Here is a 26,236-nt window from a genome sequence, read left to right as displayed (position 1 = left end):
TTCGGTCGTCGCCTGGAGTGTCACCGGCGGCTTGTAGGCTGGTGCGGTGTCAGACTCCGAAAAGCCTACCCTTCTGATCATCGACGGCCATTCGCTGGCCTTCCGGGCGTTCTACGCCCTCCCGGTGGACAGCTTCGTCAACCGCGAGGGCCAGCACACGAACGCGATCCACGGCTTCATCGCGATGCTGATCAACCTGCTCCAGCAGCAGCGTCCCACCCACCTCGCCGTGGCGTTCGACATCTCGCGCTACTCGTTCCGCACCCGCGAGTACCCGGAGTACAAGGGCACGCGCGGTGAGACCCCGGTCGAGTTCGCCGGCCAGGTGCCGCTGCTCGAAGAGGCGCTGCACGCGATGAACATCACCACCATCGCCAAAGAGGACTACGAGGCCGACGACATCCTCGCCACTCTCGCGCGCCAGGGTGCGGAGCAGGGCTACCGGGTGCTCGTCGTCTCGGGCGACCGCGACACCATCCAGCTCGTCAACGACGACGTCACGCTGCTCTACCCGAACGTGCGCGGCGTCTCCGAGCTCAAGGTCTACGATCCCGCCGCCGTCCGCGAGCGCTACGGCGTCGAGCCGCACCAGTACCCCGAGATCGCGGCGCTCGTCGGCGAGACGAGCGACAACCTGATCGGCATCGACAAGGTCGGCGAGAAGACCGCGGTCAAGTGGGTGCAGCAGTACGGCACGGTCGAGAACATCGTCGCCCACGCCGACGAGATCAAGGGCGTCGTCGGGCAGAACCTGCGCGACCAGCAGGAGAACGCGCTCCGCAACCGCCGCCTCAACAAGCTGCTGGACGACGTGGAGCTGCCGGTCGGTCCCGCCGATCTGGAGCGCAAGCCGCTCGACGAGGGGGCCGTGCGCGACATCTTCGCCCGCCTCCAGTTCAAGACCCTGCTCGACCGGCTGATGAAGACGGCGGCGGAGGAGGGGCTGCTCGACGGCACGGGCTCGGTCGCCGATGCGGGCGACGCCGGCGCCGTCGAGGCACCGGTGGTGCGCACGCTGGTGGACGAGGAGCTCGCCCACTGGCTCGCCAAGGCGTCGGCGGACGACAACGCGATCGCCGTGCAGGTGGAGCTCGGCCCGGCCGGCATCACCGGCTTCGGGCTGGCCGCGGCCGACGACACCGTCTACGTGCCGTGGGCCGCCGGACGCAAGGACTACCAGGCGTTGGAGGAATGGCTCGCGAGCGCCGCGCCGAAGTACGTCTTCCACGCCAAGCCGCAGTTCAAGGCGCTCAGCCGCGCGGGCCTCATCGTCGACGGCCTCGCCTTCGACACCCGCATCGCCTCCTGGCTCGTCAAGCCGGGGGCGGCCCCGCAGTCGCTCGCGGAGCAGGTGTACGAGGTGCTGGGGGAGACGCTGCCGGTGTCGGACCCGAACCAGCTCGTCCCGCTCACCGACGCGGTGAGCCCGGCGACGGAGGCCTGGTACATCCGGCGCGTCGCCGAGGGACAGATGATCGCCCTCGACGAGGGGACGCGCGCGGTGCTCGACGACATCGAGCTGCCCCTGGTCGCCGTGCTCGCCGAGACGGAGCTGAACGGCGTGGCGATCGACTCCGCCGTGCTCTCCCGCCTCCGCGGAGAGCTGACCGACAAGGCCAACGACTTCGCCGCCCAGTCGTACGCGCAGATCGGTCACGAGATCAACCTCGGCTCGCCCAAGCAGCTGCAGCAGGTCCTCTTCGAGGAGCTGCAGATGCCGAAGACCCGTGCGACGAAGACCGGCTACTCGACCGACGCCGCCTCGCTCGCCGACCTGCAGGAGAAGAACCCGCACCCCTTCCTCGGGCTGCTCCTGCAGCACCGGGATGCGACCAAGCTCAAGCAGATCGTCGAGACGCTGGAGCGCTCGGTGAACGGCGACGGCCGCATCCACACCACGTACGACCAGACCGGGACGTCGACCGGACGCATCTCGTCCAACGACCCGAACCTCCAGAACATCCCGATCCGCACGGAGGAGGGTCGCGAGATCCGCTCGGCGTTCGTCCGCGGCGAAGGCTTCGACACCCTGCTGACCGCGGACTACTCGCAGATCGAGATGCGGATCATGGCTCACCTCTCGGAGGACCCGGGGCTCATCGAGGCGTTCAACGCGGGCGAGGACCTCCACCGGTTCGTCGGCGCCCGCGTCTTCGGCGTCGAGCCGGCGGACGTCACGCCGCTGATGCGCACGAAGGTGAAGGCGATGTCGTACGGCCTGGCGTACGGGCTCAGCGCGTTCGGCCTGTCGAAGCAGCTCCGCATCGACACCGCCGAGGCCCGCGGGCTGATGAGCGGCTACTTCGAACGGTTCGGCGCCGTGCGCGACTACCTCCGCGACGTGGTCGAGAAGGCCAGGGTCGACGGCTACACCGAGACGATCTTCGGTCGGCGACGGCCGTTCGCCGACCTCACCTCGACGAACCGCGTCCTGCGCGAGAACGCCGAGCGCCAGGCCCTCAACGCGCCGATCCAGGGCTCGGCCGCCGACATCATGAAGATCGCGATGCTCGGGATCTCCGGCGATCTCATCGACCAGCAGCTGGAGTCGCGCATGCTCCTCCAGGTGCACGACGAGCTCATCTTCGAGGTCGCCCCCGGTGAGTGGGACGTGCTCGCGGGCATCGTCCGCACGCGCATGTCGGGCGCGGCGGACCTCCGCGTGCCGCTCGACGTCCAGGTGGGCCGCGGAGTCGACTGGGACGCCGCCGGGCACTGACCCGGTCCGGCGCTCCCGGCTAGGCTCGGAGCATGACGAACGCAGAGAAGCGCGAACCCACGCCGATCGACACGATCGCTGAGGCATGGGTCGACACCCAACTCGAGCTGTACCCCGAGTTCCACGTGTGGCTGGGCCGACCCGGCCGCGAGGGCGAGTACGCGGACTATTCGCCGGCCGGCGCGGAGAACGCCGTCGGCGAGGTGAAGAAGGCCCTCGCGGCCATCGAAGCCGCCGAGCCGGTGGACCAGATCGACCGCGTCACCAAGCTCGACCTCACCCGCGAGCTGCAGCTCACGGTCGAGAAGCACGAGGCCGGCTTCGGCCAGCGCGACCTCAACGTGATCGCGTCCCCGGCGCAGGAGCTGCGCGACATCTTCGACCTGGTGCCGACCGCCACAGAGGACGACTGGGCGAACGTCGCGAAGCGGCTCCACAACCTCCCGGCGGCGATGGACGGCTACATCGAGACGCTCCGCAGCGGGATCGCCGCAGGCAATGTCCCGGCGATCCGCCAGGTGCGCGAGGTGCTGACCCAGGCCAACAAGCAGGTCGCCGACACCGGCTTCTTCTTCGAGCTGGCCGCGGGAGCGAAGGCGGGCGACGACGAACTGCCGGCGTCGCTGGCGTCCGACCTGGCCGCCGGGGCGAAGGAGTCCGCCGGCGCCTATGCGAAGCTCGCCGACTTCCTTCAGAACGAGCTCGCCGCCCACGCACCCGAGAAGGACGCGGTCGGGCGCGAGATGTACGCGCTCGCGTCGCGCAGCTTCCTGGGCGCCACCGTCGACCTCGACGAGACCTACGAATGGGGCATCGAGGAGCTCGCGCGCATGGTCGCCGAGCAGGAGGCCGTGGCGAAGGAGATCAAGCCGGGCGCGAGCGTCCTGGAGGCCATCGCCTTCCTCGACGGCGACCCGGCCCGCAAGCTGCACGGCACCGACGCCCTGCAGAAGTGGATGCAGCAGACGAGCGATCGCGCGATCGAGGAGCTCGGGAAGTCGCACTTCGACATCCCGGCCGAGATCCGCCGCCTCGAGTGCATGATCGCGCCGACACAGGAAGGCGGGATCTACTACACCGGCCCGAGCGACGACTTCGCGCGCGCCGGCCGGATGTGGTGGAGCGTGCCGGAGGGCGTCACCGAGTTCGACACCTGGCGCGAGCTGACGACCGTGTACCACGAGGGCGTCCCGGGCCACCACCTGCAGATCTCGCAGGCGACCTACAACAAGGCGCAGCTGAACTCGTGGCGCCGCATCGCGGGCACCTCGGGCCACGCCGAGGGCTGGGCGCTCTACGCGGAGCGGCTCATGGAGCAGCTCGGCTATCTCGACGACCCGGCCGACCGGCTCGGGATGCTCGACGGCCAGCGCATGCGCGCCGCCCGCGTCGTCCTCGACATCGGCGTGCACCTCGAGAAGCAGCTCCCCGACGGCTCCGGGCCGTGGACCGGCGAGTACGCCTTCCAGTTCCTGGGCGAGAACGTCAACATGAACGACGGCTTCGTGCGTTTCGAGGTCAACCGCTACCTCGGCTGGCCGGGGCAGGCGCCGTCGTACAAGATCGGCCAGCGCATCTGGGAGCAGCTGCGCGACGAGTACGCCCGCCGCGAGGGCGCCTCGTTCGACATCAAGGCGTTCCACAAGAAGGCCCTCGACATCGGCGGCGTCGGCCTCGACACGCTGAAGTCGGCGCTGCTCGACTGAACCGCGCAACACCTCCGGCACGGGCCGGGACGCGTCCGACGCGTCCCGGCCCGTGCCGTCTGGGCCTCGGGTTGCTGCACGGGGCCTGGGCTGGGTAGACTAGACCGTCACTTGTGTGACATCCATATTCACCTGCCGTTCGCGGGAAACACGACTTCGAGTTCGCGTCCGGCCTGATTTCTGTCCATTACGGAGCATCCACTACATGACAACCGCAACGACCGACAAGGCACCGAAGCAGGTCGCCGTCAACGACATCGGGTCCGCAGAGGACTTTCTTGCCGCGGTCGAAAAGACGCTGAAGTTCTTCAACGACGGAGACCTCATCGAGGGCACCGTCGTCAAGATCGACCGTGACGAGGTCCTCCTCGACGTCGGCTACAAGACCGAGGGTGTCATCCCCTCGCGCGAGCTTTCCATCAAGCACGACGTCGACCCCACCGAGGTCGTCGAGGTCGGCGACACCGTCGAGGCGCTCGTTCTCCAGAAGGAGGACAAGGAAGGCCGCCTCATCCTGTCCAAGAAGCGTGCGCAGTACGAGCGCGCGTGGGGCGACGTGGAGAAGATCAAGGAGGCCGACGGTGTCGTCACCGGTACGGTCATCGAGGTCGTCAAGGGTGGTCTCATCGTGGACATCGGTCTGCGCGGCTTCCTCCCGGCGTCGCTCATCGAGCTGCGCCGCGTCCGCGACCTGACCCCGTACCTGGGCCAGGAGATCGAGGCCAAGATCCTCGAGCTGGACAAGAACCGCAACAACGTGGTCCTCTCGCGCCGCGCCCTGCTCGAGCAGACGCAGTCCGAGTCGCGCACCACGTTCCTCAACAACCTGCACAAGGGCCAGGTCCGCAAGGGCGTCGTGTCCTCGATCGTCAACTTCGGTGCGTTCGTGGACCTCGGCGGCGTGGACGGCCTCGTGCACGTGTCCGAGCTCTCCTGGAAGCACATCGAGCACGCCTCCGAGGTCGTCGAGGTGGGCCAGGAGGTCACTGTCGAGATCCTCGAGGTCGACCTGGACCGCGAGCGCGTCTCGCTGTCGCTCAAGGCGACCCAGGAGGACCCGTGGCAGGTCTTCGCCCGCACCCACGCGATCGGCCAGGTCGCGCCGGGCAAGGTCACGAAGCTGGTTCCGTTCGGTGCCTTCGTCCGCGTCGCGGACGGCATCGAGGGTCTGGTGCACATCTCCGAGCTCTCCGGCAAGCACGTCGAGCTCGCCGAGCAGGTCGTGTCGGTCGGCGACGAGGTCTTCGTCAAGGTCATCGACATCGACCTGGAGCGCCGCCGCATCTCGCTCAGCCTCAAGCAGGCCAACGAGGGCGTCGACCCCGAGGGCACCGAGTTCGACCCGGCCCTCTACGGCATGGTCACCGAGTACGACGACCAGGGGAACTACAAGTACCCCGAGGGCTTCGACGCGGAGACCAACGAGTGGAAGGAAGGCTTCGAGACCCAGCGCGACGAGTGGGAGCAGCAGTACGCTGCCGCCCAGGCTCGCTGGGAGGCGCACAAGCGCCAGGTCGCCAAGGGCCTGGAGGAGGCCGCCGCCGACAGCGGTACCTCGTCCTTCTCGAGCGAGACCGGCAACGGCGGAACCCTCGCCGACGACGAGTCCCTCGCCGCCCTGCGCGAGAAGCTCAGCTCCAACAACTGACGTCGCGCTCCTCGGAGCACGTCTCACCGGACGGCCGGCCCTACGGGGTCGGCCGTCCGGCCGTTAACCCTGCGGCCGGGAGGCCTCCGGCCTCCCTGCGGCCGGGAGGCCTCCGGCCGCGAGCTCTCCGGCCGTTAGGCTGGTCGTGTGCAGCTGATCGGACTCACCGGCGGGATCGCCTCCGGAAAATCGACCATCGCCTCCCGTCTCGCCGAGCACGGCGCCGTGGTGGTGGACGCCGACCGTATCGCCCGCGAGGTCGTCGAACCGGGGAGGCCCGCTCTGGCGGCCATCGCCGAGCGCTTCGGGACGGGAGTGCTCGCGGCCGACGGGAGCCTCGACCGCCCCGCGCTCGGCGCGATCGTCTTCGCCGACGAGGAGTCGCGGCTCGCGCTGAACGCCATCACCCATCCGGCCGTGCTGGCGGAGTCCACGGCGCGTTTCGAGGCGGCCGGGGCGGCGGACCCCGATGCGATCGTGGTCTACGACGTCCCGCTGCTGGTGGAGTCGGCGAACGAGTACCCGTTCGAACTGGTCGTGGTCGCGCACGCCGCGGCGGGAACGCGGGTCGACCGGCTCGTCGCCCTGCGCGGGATGGATCGGGCCGAGGCCGAGCGCCGCATCCGGTCGCAGGCGACCGACGCCGAACGCCTCGCCGTCGCAGACGTCGTGATCGACACGGACGGCAGCCTGGAGCACACCCGCAGCCAGGTGGACGCCCTCTGGGAGCGCCTGCGAGCGCGGGCCTGACCGGCGTTCCGCTCTGAGCGAGAGCCGTCCGCGCTGTCGGTGGTCCGGCCTAGGCTGGATGGCATGGAACCCACGCGCGCCGTCCGCCCCTTCGAGGTCGTGAGCGAGTACTCGCCGAGCGGTGACCAGCCGCAGGCGATCGCGGAGCTCGCGGGCCGGATCAACGCCGGCGAGACCGATGTGGTGCTGCTCGGAGCGACCGGTACCGGCAAGTCGGCGACCACCGCATGGCTGATCGAGCAGGTCCAGCGGCCCACGCTGGTGCTCGCGCACAACAAGACCCTGGCCGCGCAGCTCGCCAACGAGTTCCGCGAGCTGATGCCGAACAACGCGGTCGAGTACTTCGTGTCGTACTACGACTACTACCAGCCCGAGGCCTACGTGCCGCAGACGGACACCTTCATCGAGAAGGACTCCTCGGTCAACGCCGAGGTCGAGCGGCTCCGGCACTCCACCACGAACTCCCTGCTCAGCCGCCGCGACGTCGTCGTGGTGTCGACCGTGTCGTGCATCTACGGCCTCGGCGCGGCCGAGGAGTACCTGGAGGCGATGGTCGCCCTGCAGGTGGGGCAGAGCATCGGGCGCGACGCGCTCATCCGCCGCTTCGTCAACATGCAGTACGAGCGCAACGACGTCGACTTCTCACGCGGCAAGTTCCGCGTCCGCGGCGACACGATCGAGATCATCCCGGTCTACGAGGAGCACGCGATCCGCATCGAGATGTTCGGCGACGAGATCGAGGCGCTCTACTCCCTGCATCCGCTCACCGGAGACGTCATCACCAAGCTCGACGCGGTCTCGGTGTTCCCGGCGACGCACTACGCCGCCAGCCCGGTGACGATGCAGCGGGCGATCGGCACCATCCAGACCGAGCTGCACGACCGGCTGGTCGAGCTGGAGCGCGAAGGAAAGCTTCTCGAGGCCCAGCGTCTGCGCATGCGCACGCAGTTCGACCTCGAGATGATGGAGCAGATCGGCTTCTGCTCGGGCATCGAGAACTACTCGCGCCACATCGACGGCCGGCAGGCGGGGGAGGCGCCCAACTGCCTGCTCGACTACTTCCCCGACGACTTCCTGGTCGTGATCGACGAGTCGCACGTGACCGTGCCGCAGATCGGCGCCATGTACGAAGGCGACGCGTCGCGCAAGCGCACGCTCGTCGAGCACGGCTTCCGCCTGCCGAGCGCCCTCGACAACCGGCCGTTGCGCTGGAACGAGTTCAAGGACCGGGTCGGGCAGACGGTCTACCTGTCGGCGACGCCGGGCCGGTACGAGCTGGGGATCGCCGACGGCATCGTCGAGCAGATCATCCGCCCGACGGGCCTGGTCGATCCGCAGATCGTCGTCAAGCCGACCAAGGGCCAGATCGACGACCTGCTCGAGGAGATCCGGGTGCGGGTCGAGCGCGACGAGCGCATCCTGGTCACGACGCTGACCAAGAAGATGGCGGAGGAGCTGACCGACTTCCTCGCCGAGGCCGGGGTGAAGGTGCGCTACCTGCACTCCGACGTCGACACCCTGCGCCGTGTCGAGCTGCTGACCGAGCTGCGGGCCGGCGTGTACGACGTGCTGGTGGGCATCAACCTGCTCCGCGAGGGGCTCGACCTGCCGGAGGTCTCGCTCGTGGCGATCCTCGACGCGGACAAGGAAGGGTTCCTGCGCTCGTCGACGTCGCTCATCCAGACGATCGGCCGCGCCGCCCGCAACGTCTCTGGCGAGGTGCACATGTACGCGGACGTGCTGACGGACTCGATGAAGAACGCCATCGAGGAGACCGACCGCCGACGCGATCGGCAGCTCGAGTACAACCGGGTCAACGGGATCGACCCGCAGCCCCTGCGCAAGCGCATCGCGGACATCACCGACGTCCTCGCCCGCGAGGAGGCCGACACGGCGCGGATGCTCGCCGGACGCGAGCAGAAGCGCAAGAGCCCGACGCCGAACCTGCGCAACGGCGGCATCGCGGCGCAGGGTGCCGCGGAGCTGGAGGGTCTGATCGCCGACCTCAACCAGCAGATGCTCGCGGCGGCCGGCGAGCTCAAGTTCGAGTTGGCGGCACGTCTGCGCGACGAACTCTCCGACCTCAAGCGCGACCTGAGGCAGATGGAGAAGGCCGGGCACCTGGGCTGACCGCCGGGCGCGGTCGTCCGGTCGGCAGCGTGCGGGCGCGCTACGGTGGCAGGGTGACTTCGCACGCGTCGTGGAAGCGGTGGATCGTTCCCGCTGCGGGCGCCGTGCTGCTCGTCGTGGCCGCGGTCGCCGTCGCGACGCAGGGTGCTCCCACGTACAGCCCGCCGCGCATCACGCTGCCCGACGCCGACCTGCGTCCGTCCCGCGTCGGCACCGAGGTGACGACGGGGACGCCCGAGCCGCAGGATGCGCCGCGGGTCGTGCACCTCGATCTCAGCTGGGTGGCGGTCGCTCTGATCGTCCTCGCGCTCGTGGTGATCGCGGCACTCGTGTGGCGCTACCTCCGGCGTCGCCTGCGACGTGCACCGGAGCCGCCGACCGCCGACCTCGGCCCGGTCGCGCTCGGCGAGGCGCCGCCGGCGAGCGAGGAGCCGCTGCCCGCGCCGGTGAGACGCGGCCTCGACCGCGCACTCGATGCGCTCGACGCCGGGCGCGAGCCCCGCAGTGCGATCGAGCGCGCCTGGCTCGGGCTCGAAGAAGGCGCAGCGGACTCGGGCGTCCGTCGCCTCCCGGCCGAGACGCCGGGGGAGTTCGTGACCCGGGTCGTTGCCCGTGTCGCACCGGAGCGGGCCGCGGCGCGGACGCTCCTCGAGATCTACCAGCGCGCGCGTTTCGGCGACGGGCCCGTGACGGCGGCGGATGTGCAGGCGGCACGCGACGCGCTGTCGGCGCTGCGCGCATCCTGGAGCTCCCCGACGACGGTTCCGGGGGCGCCGCGATGAGCCCCGCGATGAGCCGTCGGCGGATGTGGTGGCGTGGGATCGGGTGCGTTGGACTGGGTCTCGTGATCGGCTCCGTGGCCTGGTTGCTCGGGATGGACGCGCCGCATGCGGTCGGCCTGGCGGCGGTCGCGATCGCCCTCGCGGGCTCGCTCGCGCTCGTCGGGGAGCAGTCCGAGGTCGCCTGGTCGGCGCCGGACCCGGTGTCGCGCCCCGGCTCGCGCCGGGATGTGGCGCAGCTCGGCTGGTCGGTCGCGGTCGGCGCTCGCGGGCTCCGGGGCGGCCGGGCGTCGTCGGACGCCGTGCGCCGTCTCCGCGGGCTCGCGGCGGAGGCCCTCGCACTGCGCGGCATCGGCCTCGACGACCCTGACTCCCGGGAGGCAGTGGCCGGCCTGCTCGGCGAGGAGACCGCTGCGCTGCTGCGACGCGGAAGCGGGGAGACGCCGAGCACGGCCGCGTTCGTCGCGGCGCTCGCACGGATCGAGGCGCTGGGATCCGCCGTCGACCGTGGTGGAGGCTGACGGCCGCTGTTCCGACCGCACCCGCTACACGACGAACTGGAGTCCCATGCCGAACATCCCCGCCCCGCTGCCCGTCTCCGAGGTCGCCCGGCTCGGCGCCGACGTGCTCGACCGCGTCGAATCCGTCGTGGTGGGGATGCGCGAGCCGCTCACGCTGGCGCTCGCCACGATCCTCGCGGGCGGGCACGTGCTGTTCGAAGACGTCCCCGGCCTCGGCAAGACGCTGGCGGCGCGCTCGATCGCCTCGGCGGTCGGGCTCGACTTCCGCCGCCTCCAGTGCACGCCCGACCTCCTGCCGTCCGACATCACCGGCTCGTTCGTGTATCTGCCGCAGTCGGCGGAGTTCGAGTTCCGTCCCGGGCCGGTCTTCACCGGGCTGTTCCTCGCCGACGAGATCAACCGCACGTCGCCCAAGACGCAGTCCGCGCTGCTTGAGGCGATGGCGGAGGGGCAGGTGTCGGTCGAGGGCAGCAGCTTCCCCCTCCCGCGTCCGTTCCACGTCGTCGCGACGGCCAACCCGATCGAGTCGGAGGGCACCTACGCGCTGCCCGAGGCGCAGCTCGACCGCTTCATGGTGCGGCTGAGCGTGGGCTACCCCGACGCGGCGGGGGAGCAGCGCGTGCTCCTCGCGCGCGTCGCCCGCCGGCACGAGGTGGCGACGGTGGAGCCGGCGACCGATGCGGAGACCCTGCTCGCGATGCAGTCGGGTGTGGAGCTGGTGGATGTGGACCCCGACATCGCCGCGTACTGCGTCGCCCTCGCGACCGCGACGCGCCGGCACCGGTCGGTGGAGGTCGGAGCGTCGCCGCGCGGATCCCAGGGCCTCCTGCTCGTCGCACGTGCGCTGGCCGTGCTGGCCGGGCGCGACTTCGTGCTCCCGGACGACGTCAAGCGGGTCGCCGTCCCGGTGCTCGCGCACCGGCTGACCCTCACGGTGGCGGCGTGGACGAGCGGGGTGAGCCCGCAGGAGGTGGTCGCCGAGGTGGTCGCGTCCGTGCCGGGGCCGCCCGCGGTCGGGACGCGCGAGCGGCAGGCCGCGCAGGGATGACGGCTCCCGATCCGTCGCACGCAGCGGTCGGGTGGCGGCCCAGTCCGGCGCAGACCGGAGCCGCACTGGTCGCCGTCGTCTGCCTGGTCGCGGCCTTCCTGTTCGGCCGGGTCGAGCTGGTGCTCATCGCCGCGCCGCTGGCCGTCACCGCTCTCGTCGACCGGGCGCGACGGCCCGACGACGGCGCCGACGCCGCGGTGCGGCCGGTCGCCGCGACCGAGCCGATCGGCGAGGCGTCCCGCCCGACGGTCGTCGTCGCCGTCGAGGCCGAGGCGGCCCCGGGGACGCGGGCGGACGCGGTCCACCTGCGCCTGGCGGCCGCAGATCGTCCGCCGTTCGACGTCGTCCTCTCGCTCCGGGCCGCGGCCCGGCTCCGGCTGGAGGTCGCCGTCGGCCACTCCGGTCCGCAGCGGGTGCTGTCGGTGGAGGCGCGCGCGCTCGGCGCCGACGCGTCGTGGACGGGGGAGCCGGCGGGAGGAGGCGGGGACGCGGTGGTCGAGCGCGTGGTGCGGCCGGTGCCCGTCCACGTTCGCAGCCTCCCGCTGCCCGCGCGGCTGCTCGGGCTCACCGGGCCGCACGTCTCCGCACGCCCGGGCGACGGCGGAGAGTTCCGGGATGTGGACCGCTACCGGGCCGGCGACCGGCTGCGCCGCATCGACTGGAAGGCGACCGCCCGGCGCGCTCAGCGTCCCGGCGAGCTGTACGTGCGGCGCACCACGGCGACGTCGGACGCCGCCGTGCAGCTGGTCATCGACGCGCGCGACGACCTCCCCGCCGAGGTCGCGGACTGGGCCGTGCCGTACCCGCGGCCCGGCATCCGGTCGCTGGACATCGCCCGGGAGGCCGCGACATCGTTGGCGTCCGCCTACGCCGCTGCCGGCGACCGCGTCGGGTTCGACGACCTGGCGGCCCCGTCGCGGGCGCTGCCTCCCCGCGCGGGTGCTCGTCATCGGCACGCCGTGCTGCGGTCGATCGAGACGACGGCGGCGCGCGGCGCCGTGGCCGAACGGGTGCGTCCACCACGCCTCGCGCCGGGCGCCCTGGTGTACATCCTGTCCACCTTCCTCGACGACCAGCCCGTTCGCCTCGCGCTGGCTTGGCGAGCCGCCGGGCATCGCGTGATCGTGGTGGACGTGCTGCCGGTGCCGACGACCGGCGGACTGGCCGAACGGGACCGGATCGCGCTGCGACTGGTCTCCGCCGAGCGGGACGTCCGGTTCCAGCGACTCGCGGCGGCGGGCGCGGAGCTGCTGGTGTGGGCGTCGGCGGACCGGGACGCGCGCCTGAAGCGGCTGGCAGCGCCGCAGCGCCGGGCGGTCTCGGGGAGGCCGGCATGAGCCGCTCGCCAACCGCCGCGGACGGCCGGGGCCGTGTGCGGAGCGTCGTCCCCGGACTGCCCCGCACCGTGCCGGGGTGGATGCTCCGCGTCGCGTTCGCCGCGGTCGCCCTCCCGCTCGCGCTGACGGCCGCGCCGAGCGGGCCGTGGCCGGTGCTCTGCGTCGTCCTCGTCTCCCTGACGATCGCGATGCCGCGGTGGCGGACGGCGTGGCTGCTCGTCGCGGTGCTGGCGTTCTCAGCGCTGCTGGAGCCCGCCACGGGAGTATCCGTGCGCATCCTGGGCCTCATCGCGGGGGTGCACGCCCTGCACCTCCTGGCGGCGTGGATGCTCGCCGTGCCGGCCCGGGCCCGGCTGCAGCCCGCCGCGCTGCTTCCCGGGGCGCGCCGGTTCCTGGTCGTCCAGGTCCCGGCGCAAGCGGTCGCCGTCGCGATCCTCGCCCTCCGGCAGCCGGCAACGGGCGGGCTGTCCGCGATCGCGGCCGGGATCGCCGTCCTGGCCCTGGCCGTCGCGCTCGGGACCGTGCTCCTGCGCCGGTCGCGCGCCTGACCCGAGGACGCCCGTCGCCGATGTCGGTGGTCGCGCCTAGACTCGCGCGTGCGGACCGGCGTCCGCCGCGGGCGCGCTAGAATCGAACACAACTTCGAAAGAACGACGCCCGTGCGCGGACGGCGAACATCGGTCGAGCGGCCAGGGATTTAGCGGAGAATGGGACGAGTGAGCATTCAGGGGCAGGGCATTCAGGGGCAGAACCTCCAGGGTCACGCGACCCACGGGCAGGGGAGCATCGGCCGGACGACGGGTTCGCATCTCAGCGTCCGCGGCGCCCGTGTGCACAACCTCCACGACGTCGATCTCGACATCCCACGCGACTCGCTGGTGGTCTTCACGGGCCTCTCGGGGTCGGGCAAGTCGTCGCTCGCCTTCGACACGATCTTCGCGGAGGGCCAGCGCCGCTACGTCGAGTCGCTCTCCGCCTACGCGCGGCAGTTCCTCGGCCAGGTCGACCGCCCCGATGTGGACTTCATCGAGGGGCTGAGCCCGGCGGTCTCCATCGACCAGAAGTCGACCAACCGCAACCCGCGGTCGACGGTGGGGACCATCACCGAGATCTACGACTACATGCGCCTGCTCTGGGCGCGCATCGGGGTGCCGCACTGCCCCGTCTGCGGCGAGAAGATCCAGCGCCAGACCGTTCAGCAGATCGCCGACCAGCTCATGGAGCTCGAGGCCGGGACGCGCTACATGGTCGTCAGCCCGGTCGTGTCGCAGAAGAAGGGGGAGTTCGTCGACCTCTTCAAGGAGCTCGCCGCGAGCGGGTACTCGCGCGCCCTCGTCGACGGCGAGATGATCCAGCTCTCGGAGCCGCCCACGCTCAAGAAGCAGTACAAGCACGACATCTCGGTCATCGTGGACCGTCTCGTCGCCGGACCGGACATCCTGACCCGCCTCACCGACTCGCTCGAGACCGCACTGCGGCTGACCGACGGCCTCGTGCAGGTCAACTTCGTCGACCGCGAGGGCCCGGAGGCGTGGCAGTCGTTCAGCGAGAAGCTCTCGTGCCCGAACGGCCACCCGATCCAGCTCACCGAGATCGAGCCGCGCACGTTCTCGTTCAACGCGCCGTTCGGCGCCTGCCCGGAGTGCTCCGGCCTCGGCACCCGCATGTCGGTCGACGACGACCTGCTGCTCGGCGACGACACCCAGAGCATCGCCGAGGGTGTCATCGTGCCGTGGACGACGCAGGGCAAGGGCCTCTTCAACTACTACGAGAAGCTCCTCGCCGGCCTCGCGCGCGACCTGAAGTTCTCGCTCGACACCCCGTGGAAGAAGCTGCCGGACACCGTGAAGGACGCCGTGCTGCACGGCGACAACTTCGAGGTGAAGGTGCGGTGGAAGAACCGCTACGGCCGTGAGATGTCCTACACCTCCGGCTTCGAGGGCGTGGTGCCGTACATCGAGCGCCAGTACCTGCAGGCCGAGACGGACACCCAGCGCGCCCGCTGGGCCGAGTACCTCCGCGAGGTGCCGTGCCCGGTCTGCAAGGGCAAGCGGCTCAAGCCCGAGGTGCTGGCCGTGCTCGTTCACGGCGCGAGCATCGCGGACGCCTCGCAGCTCAGCCTCAGCGACGCGCGCTCGTTCATGGAGAAGCTGCACCTGACCGAGCGGGAGCAGAAGATCGGCGCGCAGGTGCTGCGCGAGATCAAGATCCGCCTCGACTTCCTCATCCAGGTCGGCCTGAGCTACCTCGACCTCTCCCGCGCGGCCGCCTCCCTCTCCGGCGGCGAGGCGCAGCGCATCCGTCTGGCGACCCAGATCGGCTCCGGTCTGACCGGTGTGCTCTACGTCCTCGACGAGCCGAGCATCGGCCTGCACCAGCGCGACAACCGGCGCCTGATCGACACCCTGGTCGCGCTCCGCGACCTCGGCAACACGCTGATCGTGGTCGAGCACGACGAGGACACCATCCGCACCGCCGACTGGATCGTCGACATCGGTCCGGGAGCGGGCGTCAACGGCGGCCATGTCGTGCACTCGGGCTCGTACGACGAGCTGCTCGCGAACACCGACTCGCTGACCGGCGACTACCTGGCCGGGCGGCGCGAGATCCCGATCCCGGCGAAGCGCCGCAAGATCGACAAGAAGCGCGTGCTGCGCGTGGTGGACGCCGAGGCGAACAACCTCAAGAAGGTGACGGTCGACTTCCCGCTCGGTGCGTTCGTCGCAGTGACGGGAGTCTCCGGCTCCGGCAAGTCGTCGCTCGTGAACGACATCCTCTACCGGGTGCTCGCCAACAAGCTCAACGGGGCCCGCAAGCTGCCGGGCAAGCACCGCACGGTGACCGGGCTCGACAACCTCGACAAGGTCGTCCACGTCGACCAGGCCCCGATCGGCCGCACACCGCGGTCGAACCCGGCGACCTACACGGGCGTGTTCGACCGCATCCGCACGCTCTTCGCCGAGACGACCGAGGCGAAGATGCGCGGCTACCTGCCGGGCCGGTTCAGCTTCAACGTCAAGGGCGGGCGCTGCGAGGCGTGCTCGGGCGACGGCACGATCAAGATCGAGATGAACTTCCTCCCCGACGTCTACGTGGCGTGCGAGGTCTGCGGGGGAGCGCGGTACAACCGCGACACCCTCTCCGTGCACTACAAGGGCAAGAACATCGCCGAGGTGCTCGACATGCCGATCAGCGAGGCGGCGGTGTTCTTCGAGCCGATCTCGGCCATCCACCGCTTCCTGAAGACCCTCGTCGACGTCGGGCTCGGCTATGTGCGACTCGGCCAGAGCGCGACGACCCTGTCGGGCGGCGAGGCGCAGCGCGTCAAGCTCGCGACCGAGCTGCAGCGTCGTTCCAACGGCCGCAGCGTGTACGTGCTCGACGAGCCGACCACGGGACTCCACTTCGAAGACGTCCGCAAACTGCTGCTGGTGCTGAACGGGCTGCTCGACAAGGGCAACACCGTCATCGTCATCGAGCACAACCTCGACGTGATCAAGTCGGCGGACTGGCTGATCGACATGGGTCCCGAGGGCGGTGCGGGCGGCGGTCAGGTGATCGCGACGGGCACGCCGGAGCAGGTGGCCGAGGCTCCCGGCAGCCACACGGGGTACTTCCTCAAGGAGATCCTCCAGGGCGAGAGCGCCCAGGGCGCCGCGTAGGGCAGCGCGTGGCCGACACCGTCAGCTACCGGCCGAAGGCCGGCGAGATCCCGACGCAACCGGGGGTCTACCGCTTCCGCGACAAGAACCGTCGCGTGCTCTACGTGGGCAAGGCGAAGAACCTCCGGGCACGGCTGAGCAACTACTTCCAGCCCCTGCGCAGCCTGCACGAGCGCACCCGCCGCATGGTGACGACGGCGGCCTCCGTCGAGTGGACGGTGGTCGCCAGCGAGTTCGAGGCGCTCCAGCTGGAGTACACCTGGATCAAGGAGTTCAACCCGCCGTTCAACGTGCAGTTCCGGGACGACAAGTCGTACCCGTACCTCGCGGTGACCCTCGGCGACCGCATCCCCCGGGTGATGGTGACCCGCAACCGCGGGGTGAAGGATGCCCGCTACTTCGGGCCCTACACCAAGGTCTGGGCGATCCGCGACACGGTCGACCTCATGCTCAAGGCCTTCCCGGTGCGCAGCTGCTCCGATGGCGTGTACCGTCGCGCCGAGCTCACCGGGCGCCCATGCCTGCTGGGCGACATCGGCAAGTGCGCGGCGCCCTGCGTCGGGCGCATCTCGCCGGAGGACCACCGCGAGCTGGCCGAGGACTTCGTCTCGTTCATGGCCGGCAACGACACGAAGTACATCCGCGAGCTGACCGACAAGATGAAGTCGGCGGCGAGCACGATGGACTACGAGGCGGCGGCCCGGCACCGCGACTCCATCCAGGCCCTCGAGGCGGCGATGGGGAAGAGCGCGGTCGTCCTGCATGACACGGTCGACCTCGACGCGTTCGGCATCGCCCACGACGAGCTGGCCGCGGCGGTGCAGCAGTTCATCGTGCGCGGAGGCCGCATCCGCGGTGTGCGCAGCTGGGTCGTCGACAAGGAGCTCGACATGGAGCTCGGCGAGCTCATCGAGACGGTCCTGCAGAACGCGTACGAGGGGGCGGACGTGCCGCCGCGCGAGATCCTCGTCTCCGAGCTGCCGGACGACGCGACCGAGCTGGAGCAGTGGCTCACCGCGCGCCGGCACGAGACCAGCGGCGGGAGCGTCAGCGATCCGGCGGCCACGCGGGGTCGCCTCAGCGGCCGTGTCGAGCTGCGCGTCGCGCAGCGGGGCGAGAAGGCCGCGCTCGCACAGACGGCCGAGATGAACGCGAAGAACGCCCTCGTGCTCTACAAGACGCGACGCAGCGCCGACTTCGTGGCGCGGTCGAAGGCGCTCTCCGACATCCAGGAGGCGCTCGGGATGGACGACGCCCCCCTCCGCATGGAGTGCTACGACGTCTCGCACCTCAGCGGCACGAACATCGTCGCGTCGATGGTCGTCTTCGAGGACGGCCTGCCGCGTAAGGACCAGTACCGGCGGTTCAGCATCCCGGAGTCGACGGACGACACCGAGTCGATCTACCAGGTGATCACCCGGCGACTGGCGTATCTCAAGGATGACGCGCCGATCGAGGCGGACCCGGTCGGGGGCGCCGTCGAGCCCGCCCCGTCCGAGGGCGGGGACGACCCGACCATCGACGTGGACGCCGAGCTGGCGGAGGCCGCGGAGAAGCGGCGACGCAAGTTCTCGTACCCGCCGAACCTCCTGCTGGTCGACGGCGGTCAGCCGCAGGTCGCGGCCGCCCAGCGTGCGCTCGAGGAGTCGGGTGTGCAGGGCATCCAGCTCGCGGGCATCGCCAAGCGTCTCGAGGAGATCTGGCTGCCGGACTCCGACTTCCCGGTCATCCTGCCCCGCAACAGCGACGCGCTGTTCCTGATCCAGCGTCTCCGCGACGAGGCCCACCGCTTCGCCATCACCTACCAGCGGGCGCGCCGCAAGCGCGACATCGGCACCGTGCTGGGCGATGTGCCGGGGCTCGGCCCGGCGCGTGTGAAGGAGCTGCTCAAGCACTTCGGCTCGGTGGCGCAGCTCAAGCAGGCGACCCCGGAGCAGATCGCCGAGGTCCGCGGCGTGGGCCCGACGCTGGCGGCCGCCGTCTTCACGCGCCTCGCCGAGCGCTGATCTCCCTCTGGAGTAGGGGGTGGAAGGTACCGGTGGGTGACGCGCGGCGGCGACCCTCGTCTTTAGCGTCGAGGTATGGAAGCCGTGAACGAGTTCATCGCCCAGGCCGCCGCCTCACCGTGGGTCTACCTGGTCGTCTTCGCCGTGGTGCTGGTGGACGCCTTCTTCCCGCCGGTGCCGAGCGAGTCCGTCGTCATCGCGGCGGCCGCCGCCGCCGTCGCGGTCGGCACTCCGAGCCTCCCGCTGGTGATCGCGTGCGCCGCCGCGGGAGCGATCGCCGGGGACAACCTCACCTTCGCAGTGGGGAGGAGCGTCCCGCTCGATCGCATCCGCTTCCTGCGCGGGCCCCGGATGGCCGCCGCGCTCGACCGCGCCCGTGCCGGGATCCACCAGCGGGCGGGCGTCCTCGTCCTCTCGGCGCGCTATGTGCCGGTCGGGAGGGTCGCGGTGAACCTGATGGCCGGGGCGTCGCGGATCGCTCCGCGACGGTTCCTGCTGCTGTCCGCTCTCGCGGGGGCGTCATGGGCCCTCTACTCGGTTACTGTGGGGGTGATCGCGGCGCACTGGCTGGGCGGCAACGCCCTCCTGGCGATGATCGTGGGGATCGCGCTGGGGGTCTCGGCCGGCATCGCGATCGACGCGGCCCTGCGGGCCGTCGCCCGCCGTCGTGACCGGCACGCCGCGGCCCGGGTGGCCACTCCCGCCACCGCACCTGTCACCGCCTGCGCGACGCAGGCCGCACCGCAGCCCGAGGAGGCCCGCCGATGACCGCGACGATGCCCGGTTCGTCCACGGCCCCCGTGCGCATCGATCGCGTCCGGGTGCTCCTCTGGGGCGGCACCGCCACGGCGGCGGTCGCACTCCTCGCGGTGTCGGCCGCGCTGTCGGCCACCCTGTACGGCGTCCCCGTGATCGTCGCCCTGCTCCTCTCGGTCGTGCTCGGCGGAGCGATCCCGCTGGCACTCGTGCGCCCGTCCGCCGCGGTCGCGCTGTCCGCCGCGGCCGTGATCCTGCTCGCCCTCGTCGGATCGCCGCAGTCGGGCAGCCCCTGGCCGGTGGCCGTGCCGTCGACGATCGCCTTCTCGGCCGCACTCGGCCTCGCGGTGGCGTACTCGGCGTGGCGCGCGGCGGCCGTCGTGTGGGCGATCGCCGTGGCGGCGACGACCGTCATCGGTTCGATCGGCTTGCGCGCGCCTGCCTCGATCGGCGCGGTCACCGCCGATCTCGTCGTCTTCGCCGCGGTGAGCGCAGCGGCGCTGCTCGGCGGACTTCTCGTGGCGCGGTGGCAGGACGTGCGCCGCCAGCTCCTGCGCGAGCAGCGCATCTCGGCCTCCGAGCAGGCGCTGCGCGAGGTGGCGGAGGAACGCACCCGCATCGCACGGGAGCTGCACGACGTCGTCGCGCACGGCATGTCGGCGATCCAGGTGCAGGCGTCGAGCGCACGGTACCGGCTCGACGGTCTGACACCGGAGGCGGTGGCCGAGTTCGACGAGCTCGCCGCGACGGCGCGCAGCGCGATGGGGGAGATGCGGATGCTCCTCGGCGTCCTCCGCAGCGAGGACGTGGCGGTGGAGACCGCGCCGCAACCGGGCATCGCCGACGTGGCGGCCCTGGTCACGGCCGCTGGGCGGCGCGGGACGGTCCGCCTCGACAACCGTCTCGGGCCGGCGGTGTCCGACGCGCTCGAACCCGTCCTCTCGCTCGCGGTGTACCGGATCGTGCAGGAGTCCCTGAGCAACATCGCGCGCCACGCGACCGGTGCGGGAGCCGAAGTGGTGATCGAGCGGACCGCCGCCGGGCTCGTGGTCGAGGTCCTCAACGATCCGGCACCGGGTCGCCCCGCGTCCGCTCCCGCCCCCGAGAGCGGCGGCCACGGCATCCGGGGGATGCGGGAGCGTGCCGACTTGCTCGGCGGATCCCTCGACGCCGGCCCGCGACCGGAGGGCGGGTACCGCGTGCGCGCGACGCTTCCGCTCCCGGCTCCGGAGGACGCGTCGTGACGATCAGCGTGCTGGTCGCGGACGACCAGGCGATGGTGCGGGCGGGATTCGCCGCCATCCTGGCCGCGCAGGACGGCATCGAGGTGCTCGGCCAGGCGGCCGACGGCGCCGAAGCCGTCGAGCTCGCTCGCCGCCTGCGTCCCGATCTCGTGCTCATGGACGTCCGCATGCCGGTGATGAACGGCATCGAGGCCACCCGCGAGCTGGTGCGGCCGAGCAGGGGCGACCCGCACCGCCCCCTCGTGCTCGTGCTCACGACGTTCGACGCCGACGAGTACGTCTACGACGCGCTGAGCGCCGGCGCGAGCGGGTTCCTGCTCAAGGACGCTCCTCCCGCAGACCTGGCCCAGGCGGTCCGGGTCGTCGCCGCGGGGGATGCCCTGCTGGCACCGCGCGTCACCAAACGGCTGCTCGAGCGCTTCGGCTCCCTGCGGCCGGCGGGCGGGGCGAAAGCCCAGCGCCTCGCCGACCTGACCGAGCGCGAGCGCGAGATCCTCGTCCTGATCGGGCGGGGGTTCTCGAACGCGGAGATCGCTGCGGAGCTGTTCATCGCCGAGCAGACGGTGAAGACGCACGTGAGCCGGGTCTTCGCGAAACTCGGGCTGCGCGACCGCGTGCAGGCGGTCATCCTCGCCTTCGACGCCGGCCTCGTCGAGCCGAGCCCCTGAGGCGGGTCCCCGAGCCCTTCGGGTCGCCCCCTACCTCGGTAGGGGCGAGGTTGGCTCCAGGGGGTGACGCGGGGTCGCCGACCCTGTTGACACGCTCTGGCCGACGGTCCGCCGGACCGCTCGGAAGGAGCCACGATGACCCAGACCCTCACCAGCGCACGAGCGCCGCGCCGACTCCCGGCGCCGCCGTCCACCCGTCCCGCGGGCGCGCACCGCGACCCGGCCGTCGACATCGCCCGGGCGGCCTGTCTCGTCGTCGTGGTGCTCCTGCACGCTCTCATGGTCGGCGTCGCCTGGGGTGCACACGGCCCGATCCTGCGGAACGCGATGGAGGGCTGGCTCGGTTTCGCCCCGCTGAGTTGGGTGGCGCAGGTGATGCCGCTGTTCTTCCTGCTCGGCGGCTTCTCGGCGCACACGCAGTGGGAGCGGATGCGGGAGCGGGGAGCAGGCTACGGCGACTACCTGGCGGGTCGCATGCGGCGCCTGTTCATCCCGGCGACGGCGGCGCTCGTCGCCGTCGCGATCCTGATCGGCGTGCTCGCACTCGCCGGCGTCCCCGGCGCCGTCGTCGCGACGGCCGGGTTCCGGATGAGCCAGCCGCTGTGGTTCCTCGGCGTCTACGTGCTGTGCACCGCCGCGGTCCCCCCGCTGCTCGCGCTGCACCGGCGTGCTCCCGTCACCGGCGTGCTGGTCCCGGCCGCTCTCGCCCTCGCCGTCGACATCGTGCGCGGGGCGACCGGTGTCACGGCCATCGGGTTCGCGAACCTGCTCTTCGTCTGGCTGAGCGTCCAGCAGCTGGGGTTCTGGCTCGCGACCGGCTGGCCGGGACGCGCGTCGCGGCGCACGCTCGCGCTGGTCGCGGCGGGCGCGTGCGCGTTCCTCGTGCTGCTCTGCGCGGCAGGGGTCTATTCACTCGACATGCTCGCGAACCTCAACCCGCCGACGTGCGCGCTCCTCGTCCTGGCCGTCGTCCAGCTCGCCGTCTTCCTGCTCGTCGCGCCCGCACTGCGCGCGGTCGCCGACGGTCCGGTCGTGGGGCGTGCGGTGGGCTGGGTCTCGGCTCGGGCGATGACGGTCTACCTCTGGCACATGCCGGTGCTGATCGTGCTCGCCGGCGCCCTGCTCGTCTCGGGGGCGGCGCTGCCCGAGCCCGTGAGCGCGGAATGGTGGCTGTCGCGACCCCTCTGGCTCGCCGCCGTACTGGCGGCGGTGGCGGGCGTCGTCGCGGCGACGGGGCGCTTCGAGGCCGGTTCGCGCGGCACGGCGCGCGGGCCGTCGACACCCGGCCCGCGTGCGCTCGCCTCCGCCGCTGCCGGTGCCGGCGGGATCCTGCTGGTCCTCGTGGCGGGGTCCGCCCTGGCGGCCTGGGTCGTCGCGGCCGCGCTCGCCACCCTGGCCCTGCGGATTCTGCGCCGATCGGACATCCGGGGCGCCGTCACTCGGTAGGCTGGGCGGACACGCATCGCGAGGAGGAGAACAGGTGGCCACCGACACCGCGCAGCAGGAAGTGCTGATCGTCACGGGCATGTCGGGGGCGGGCCGTTCGACGGTCGCCAACGCGCTCGAGGACCTCGACTGGTACGTCGTCGACAACCTCCCGCCGCAGATGCTGCGCCCCCTCATCGAGCTCGCCAACCGCGCGGATTCCGGCCTCCCGCGCATCGCAGCGGTGGTCGATGTGCGCGGACGCAATTTCTTCGCCGACCTGCGGGAGATGATCCAGAGCCTGCGCGAGGGGACGAAGGTCCGGGTGCTGTTCCTGGAGGCCGCCGACTCGGTGCTCGTCCGCCGGTTCGAGCAGGTGCGCAGGCCGCACCCGCTGCAGGGCGACGGCACCATCCTCGACGGCATCACCGCCGAGCGCGCCCGCCTGCGCGAGATCCGGGAGGCGAGCGACCTGATCGTCGACACCTCCGACCTGAACATCCACCAGCTGGCGACGAACATCACCGAGACCTTCGCGTCGGAGGGGACCGCGGGCGTCCAGGTCACCGTGCTCAGCTTCGGGTTCAAGTACGGGCTGCCGCCCGACGCCGATCTCGTCGCCGACATGCGCTTCCTGCCCAACCCCTTCTGGAACCCGGAGCTGCGGCCGCACACCGGCCTCGACGAGGTCGTGCGCGACTTCGTGCTCTCGCAGAACGGAGCGGAGGAATTCGTCGCCGCGTACACGAGCGCGCTGCGGCCGATCTTCGAGGGATACCAGCGGGAGAACAAACGGCACGCCACGATCGCGATAGGCTGCACGGGAGGGAAGCACCGGTCCGTCGCGATTGCGGAAGAGCTCGCGGCACGGTTGCGCAATTTCCCGGGTCTCGCGGTGAACACAAAACACCGCGACCTCGGCCGTGAATGACGCCGGTCGACCGCTTCACGGCGCCATCCACGCCGTCGCTCAACAGTTAGGAATCCGATTGGCTCTCACTGCCGACGTCAAGGACGAGCTCACGAAGGTGCAGGTCAGCAAGACGACCGTCCGCGCCGCCGAGCTCGCCACCATCCTCCGCTTCTCCGGCGGCCTGCACCTCATCGGCGGCCGGATCGCGGTGGAGAGCGAGCTCGACACCCCGGAGCTCGCCACGCGAGTCCGGAAAGACCTCGCGGAGCTGTACGGCGTCCGCAGCGAAGGCTCCGTGATCTCGGCCTCCGGCATCCGCCGCAGCCCGCAGTACCTGGTCCGCGTGCTCGACGGCGGTGAGACGCTCGCCCGCCAGACCGGTCTGCTCGATGCCCGTCGCCGGCCGATCCGCGGCCTCCCGAACCGTCTCACCACCGGCTCGCGCGACGAGCTCGCTGCCGTCTGGCGGGGTGCCTTCCTCGCCCACGGTTCGCTGACCGACCCGGGCCGTTCGGCCGCCCTCGAAGTCACCTGCCCCGGCAACGAGGCGGCGATGGCCCTCGTGGGCGCCGCCGGCCGGCTCGGGATCGCCGCCAAGGCCCGCGAGGTCCGCGGCGTTCACCGCGTCGTCATCCGCGACGGCGAGGCCATCAGCGCGATGCTCGTCCAGATGGGCGCTGCGCAGACCGTGGCCAACTGGGAGGAGCTGCGCCAGCGTCGCGAGGTGCGGGCGACGGCGAACCGCCTGGTCAACTTCGACGACGCGAACCTGCGCCGCTCCGCTCAGGCCGCCGTCGCCGCGTGCTCGCGCGTGGAGCGCGCCCTCGAGATCCTGGGCGACGAGGTGCCCGAGCACCTGCGCTACGCGGGGGAGCTGCGCCTCTCGCAGCGCGACGCGAGCCTGGACGAGCTCGGCCACCACGCCGACCCGCCCATGACGAAGGACGCCGTCGCCGGCCGCATCCGCCGCCTGCTGGCGATGGCGGACAAGCGTGCCTCCGATCTCGGCATTCCCGGTACCGACGCGAACCTCCCGGCCGACCTCGACGAGGTGTAGGTTCCGTGGCGAAGGCGCCGACCGGGAAGCATCCGGACGCCGCCGGGGTTGCCGTCACTAGACTGGAAAAGTCGCCCGCTCCCGGCGGACTGCAATGGCGCCGGGACACACCTGAGGAGATGAGTAATGGCTGACTACACGCTCGCCGACCTTCCGTACGACTACTCGGCGCTCGAGCCGAGCATCAGCGGTCGGATCATGGAGCTGCACCACGACAAGCACCACAAGGCGTACGTCGATGGCGCGAACACCGCGATCGCCAAGCTGGCCGAGGCCCGCGACGCGGACGACCTGGGCAACGTGAACAAGCTCCAGAAGGACCTGGCGTTCAACCTCGCCGGGCACGTGAACCACACGGTGTTCTGGAACAACCTCTCCCCGGACGGCGGTGACAAGCCGACCGGTGAGCTCGCCTCCGCGATCGACGAGTTCTTCGGCTCGTTCGACAAGTTCCGCGCTCACTTCACCGCGTCGGCGCTCGGCATCCAGGGCTCCGGCTGGTCGATCCTCGCGTGGGACTCGCTGGGTCAGAAGCTCATCATCGAGCAGCTGTACGACCACCAGGGCAACCTCGCTGCGGCGACCGTCCCGCTCCTGCTGCTCGACATGTGGGAGCACGCGTTCTACCTCGACTACGTGAACGTGAAGGCCGACTACGTCAAGGCGTTCTGGAACATCACGAACTGGTCCGACGTCCAGGACCGCTTCGTCCGGGCGCGTGAAAAGACCTCGGGCCTGCTGCTACTGTCTTAATCAGGCGAGGCGTCCCGGGAGGACACCTCCCGGGACGCCGCCGTCCGTTTCACCCACCCACCTCTGCGCCGTCCGGCGCCCATCAAGTAACTGGAGACATCTGTGTCCGTAAAGATCGGAATCAACGGGTTCGGTCGCATTGGTCGCAACTACCTGCGCGCGGCCCTCGCGAAGGGCAGCGACCTCGAGGTCGTCGCGGTGAACGACCTCACCGACAACAAGACGCTCGCACACCTGCTCAAGTACGACTCGATCACGGGCCGCCTGGACGCCACGGTGGAGCTGGACGGCGACAACATCGTCGTGAACGGCAAGCCGATCAAGGTCCTCGCCGAGCGCGACCCCGCCAACCTCGGCTGGGGCGACCTGGGCGTCGACATCGTCATCGAGTCGACCGGGCGCTTCACCAAGGCCGCCGACGCCAAGAAGCACATCGAGGCCGGCGCCAAGAAGGTCATCATCTCCGCTCCGGCGACGGATGAGGACGCCACGTTCGTCATGGGTGTCAACGAGCACCTGTACGACCCCGCCGCGCACAACATCATCTCGAACGCCTCGTGCACCACGAACTGCCTCGCGCCGCTCGCCAAGGTGTTCAACGACAAGTTCGGCATCGAGCGCGGTCTCATGACCACGGTCCACGCGTACACCGCGGACCAGAACCTGCAGGACGGCCCGCACAGCGACCTCCGCCGTGCCCGCGCCGCCGCCATCAACATCGTCCCGACCTCGACCGGCGCCGCCAAGGCGATCGGGCTGGTCCTCCCGGAGCTCAAGGGCAAGCTCGACGGCTTCGCGCTGCGCGTGCCGGTCCCCACCGGCTCGATCACCGACCTGACCGTCACCGCCTCGCGCCCGGTCACCGTCGACGAGGTCAAGGCCGCCTACAAGGAGGCCGCCGAGGGCGAGCTCAAGGGCATCCTCAAGTACACGGAGGACGAGATCGTCTCCTCCGACATCGTCAGCGACCCGCACTCGTCGATCTTCGACGCCGGTCTGCTCCGCGTCCTGGGCGACCAGGTCAAGCTCTCGAGCTGGTACGACAACGAGTGGGGCTACTCCAACCGTCTCGTCGACCTGACCGAGTACGTGGCCGAGCGCCTCTAACACCAGG

Annotated in this window: 20 protein-coding genes; all 20 read left to right on the top strand. The window is 70.9% G+C overall.

Annotated features, from left to right (window positions below; translation table 11 throughout):
• The first annotated feature begins 46 nt into the window (after positions 1-46).
• On the top strand, positions 47-2,719 hold the full coding sequence (polA, locus tag ACFVU2_RS10210; RefSeq protein WP_387873536.1) for a DNA polymerase I: 2,673 nt from the start codon (positions 47-49) through the stop codon (positions 2,717-2,719).
• A 32-nt stretch (positions 2,720-2,751) separates the two neighbouring features.
• Positions 2,752-4,425, top strand: coding sequence for a DUF885 domain-containing protein (locus tag ACFVU2_RS10205; protein ID WP_387873534.1), 1,674 nt, complete (start codon positions 2,752-2,754; stop codon positions 4,423-4,425).
• 205 nt (positions 4,426-4,630) lie between these two features.
• On the top strand, positions 4,631-6,073 hold the full coding sequence (gene rpsA / locus ACFVU2_RS10200; RefSeq protein ID WP_387873533.1) for a 30S ribosomal protein S1: 1,443 nt from the start codon (positions 4,631-4,633) through the stop codon (positions 6,071-6,073).
• A gap of 147 nt (positions 6,074-6,220) precedes the next feature.
• Positions 6,221-6,823 carry a dephospho-CoA kinase gene (gene coaE / locus ACFVU2_RS10195; RefSeq protein ID WP_387873531.1) on the top strand — a complete coding sequence of 201 codons (603 nt, stop codon included), beginning with the start codon at positions 6,221-6,223 and terminating at the stop codon, positions 6,821-6,823.
• Positions 6,824-6,886: 63 nt separating this feature from the next.
• A complete protein-coding gene (uvrB, locus tag ACFVU2_RS10190; protein WP_387873528.1) occupies positions 6,887-8,953 on the top strand; it encodes an excinuclease ABC subunit UvrB in 2,067 nt (688 codons plus the stop codon).
• 53 nt (positions 8,954-9,006) lie between these two features.
• Positions 9,007-9,735 (top strand): DUF4129 domain-containing protein, encoded by a 729-nt coding sequence (locus ACFVU2_RS10185; protein ID WP_387873526.1) that lies wholly within the window; start codon positions 9,007-9,009, stop codon positions 9,733-9,735.
• A 62-nt stretch (positions 9,736-9,797) separates the two neighbouring features.
• A complete protein-coding gene (locus tag ACFVU2_RS10180) occupies positions 9,798-10,253 on the top strand; it encodes a hypothetical protein (RefSeq protein WP_387873523.1) in 456 nt (151 codons plus the stop codon).
• A 46-nt stretch (positions 10,254-10,299) separates the two neighbouring features.
• Positions 10,300-11,301: an AAA family ATPase gene (locus ACFVU2_RS10175; RefSeq protein WP_387873520.1), complete on the top strand. Its 1,002-nt coding sequence runs from the start codon at positions 10,300-10,302 to the stop codon at positions 11,299-11,301.
• Entirely contained in the window at positions 11,298-12,638 is a 1,341-nt protein-coding gene (locus ACFVU2_RS10170) for a DUF58 domain-containing protein (protein ID WP_387873517.1), read from the top strand. Before ACFVU2_RS10175 ends, ACFVU2_RS10170 begins: the two co-directional genes overlap by 4 nt.
• Positions 12,635-13,186, top strand: a complete 552-nt coding sequence (locus ACFVU2_RS10165; protein WP_387873516.1) for a hypothetical protein — start codon at positions 12,635-12,637, stop codon at positions 13,184-13,186. The genes ACFVU2_RS10170 and ACFVU2_RS10165 overlap by 4 nt, the downstream gene beginning before the upstream one ends.
• 237 nt (positions 13,187-13,423) lie before the next feature.
• Complete coding sequence (gene uvrA, locus ACFVU2_RS10160) at positions 13,424-16,300, top strand: excinuclease ABC subunit UvrA (RefSeq protein WP_387874432.1); 2,877 nt, start codon at positions 13,424-13,426, stop codon at positions 16,298-16,300.
• A gap of 8 nt (positions 16,301-16,308) precedes the next feature.
• Positions 16,309-18,306, top strand: a complete 1,998-nt coding sequence (uvrC, locus tag ACFVU2_RS10155; protein ID WP_387873514.1) for an excinuclease ABC subunit UvrC — start codon at positions 16,309-16,311, stop codon at positions 18,304-18,306.
• A gap of 75 nt (positions 18,307-18,381) precedes the next feature.
• The gene (locus tag ACFVU2_RS10150) at positions 18,382-19,074 is read left to right on the top strand and encodes a DedA family protein (RefSeq protein ID WP_387873512.1); all 693 of its coding nucleotides are present in this window, start codon (positions 18,382-18,384) and stop codon (positions 19,072-19,074) included.
• Positions 19,071-20,306 carry a sensor histidine kinase gene (locus ACFVU2_RS10145; protein ID WP_387873510.1) on the top strand — a complete coding sequence of 412 codons (1,236 nt, stop codon included), beginning with the start codon at positions 19,071-19,073 and terminating at the stop codon, positions 20,304-20,306. The genes ACFVU2_RS10150 and ACFVU2_RS10145 overlap by 4 nt, the downstream gene beginning before the upstream one ends.
• Positions 20,303-20,974: a response regulator gene (locus ACFVU2_RS10140; protein WP_387873508.1), complete on the top strand. Its 672-nt coding sequence runs from the start codon at positions 20,303-20,305 to the stop codon at positions 20,972-20,974. The genes ACFVU2_RS10145 and ACFVU2_RS10140 overlap by 4 nt, the downstream gene beginning before the upstream one ends.
• Before the next feature lie 135 nt (positions 20,975-21,109).
• The gene (locus ACFVU2_RS10135) at positions 21,110-22,420 is read left to right on the top strand and encodes an acyltransferase (RefSeq protein WP_387873506.1); all 1,311 of its coding nucleotides are present in this window, start codon (positions 21,110-21,112) and stop codon (positions 22,418-22,420) included.
• A 34-nt stretch (positions 22,421-22,454) separates the two neighbouring features.
• On the top strand, positions 22,455-23,330 hold the full coding sequence (gene rapZ / locus ACFVU2_RS10130; RefSeq protein ID WP_387873504.1) for an RNase adapter RapZ: 876 nt from the start codon (positions 22,455-22,457) through the stop codon (positions 23,328-23,330).
• 58 nt (positions 23,331-23,388) lie between these two features.
• Entirely contained in the window at positions 23,389-24,369 is a 981-nt protein-coding gene (whiA, locus tag ACFVU2_RS10125; protein ID WP_387873503.1) for a DNA-binding protein WhiA, read from the top strand.
• A 126-nt stretch (positions 24,370-24,495) separates the two neighbouring features.
• Positions 24,496-25,122: a superoxide dismutase gene (locus tag ACFVU2_RS10120; protein WP_387873501.1), complete on the top strand. Its 627-nt coding sequence runs from the start codon at positions 24,496-24,498 to the stop codon at positions 25,120-25,122.
• A gap of 102 nt (positions 25,123-25,224) precedes the next feature.
• Complete coding sequence (gene gap, locus ACFVU2_RS10115; RefSeq protein ID WP_387873499.1) at positions 25,225-26,229, top strand: type I glyceraldehyde-3-phosphate dehydrogenase; 1,005 nt, start codon at positions 25,225-25,227, stop codon at positions 26,227-26,229.
• The last annotated feature ends 7 nt before the right edge of the window (positions 26,230-26,236 follow it).

It is taken from the genome of Leifsonia sp. NPDC058194, assembly GCF_042883605.1.
Lineage (GTDB): Bacteria > Actinomycetota > Actinomycetes > Actinomycetales > Microbacteriaceae > Leifsonia.
Note: the sequence above shows the minus strand (reverse complement) of the source record. Positions and strands in the feature narration are given on the sequence as shown.

Excerpts from the sequence above, each read along its gene's own strand:
- uvrB (WP_387873528.1), top strand. The coding sequence starts at position 6,887 with ATGGAACCCACGCGCGCCGTCCGCCCCTTCGAGGTCGTGAGCGAGTAC.
- ACFVU2_RS10175 (WP_387873520.1), top strand. The coding sequence starts at position 10,300 with ATGCCGAACATCCCCGCCCCGCTGCCCGTCTCCGAGGTCGCCCGGCTC.
- ACFVU2_RS10205 (WP_387873534.1), top strand. The coding sequence starts at position 2,752 with ATGACGAACGCAGAGAAGCGCGAACCCACGCCGATCGACACGATCGCT.
- ACFVU2_RS10145 (WP_387873510.1), top strand. The coding sequence starts at position 19,071 with ATGACCGCGACGATGCCCGGTTCGTCCACGGCCCCCGTGCGCATCGAT.
- ACFVU2_RS10165 (WP_387873516.1), top strand. The coding sequence starts at position 12,635 with ATGAGCCGCTCGCCAACCGCCGCGGACGGCCGGGGCCGTGTGCGGAGC.
- ACFVU2_RS10150 (WP_387873512.1), top strand. The coding sequence starts at position 18,382 with ATGGAAGCCGTGAACGAGTTCATCGCCCAGGCCGCCGCCTCACCGTGG.
- ACFVU2_RS10135 (WP_387873506.1), top strand. The coding sequence starts at position 21,110 with ATGACCCAGACCCTCACCAGCGCACGAGCGCCGCGCCGACTCCCGGCG.
- ACFVU2_RS10120 (WP_387873501.1), top strand. The coding sequence starts at position 24,496 with ATGGCTGACTACACGCTCGCCGACCTTCCGTACGACTACTCGGCGCTC.
- rpsA (WP_387873533.1), top strand. The coding sequence starts at position 4,631 with ATGACAACCGCAACGACCGACAAGGCACCGAAGCAGGTCGCCGTCAAC.
- ACFVU2_RS10170 (WP_387873517.1), top strand. The coding sequence starts at position 11,298 with ATGACGGCTCCCGATCCGTCGCACGCAGCGGTCGGGTGGCGGCCCAGT.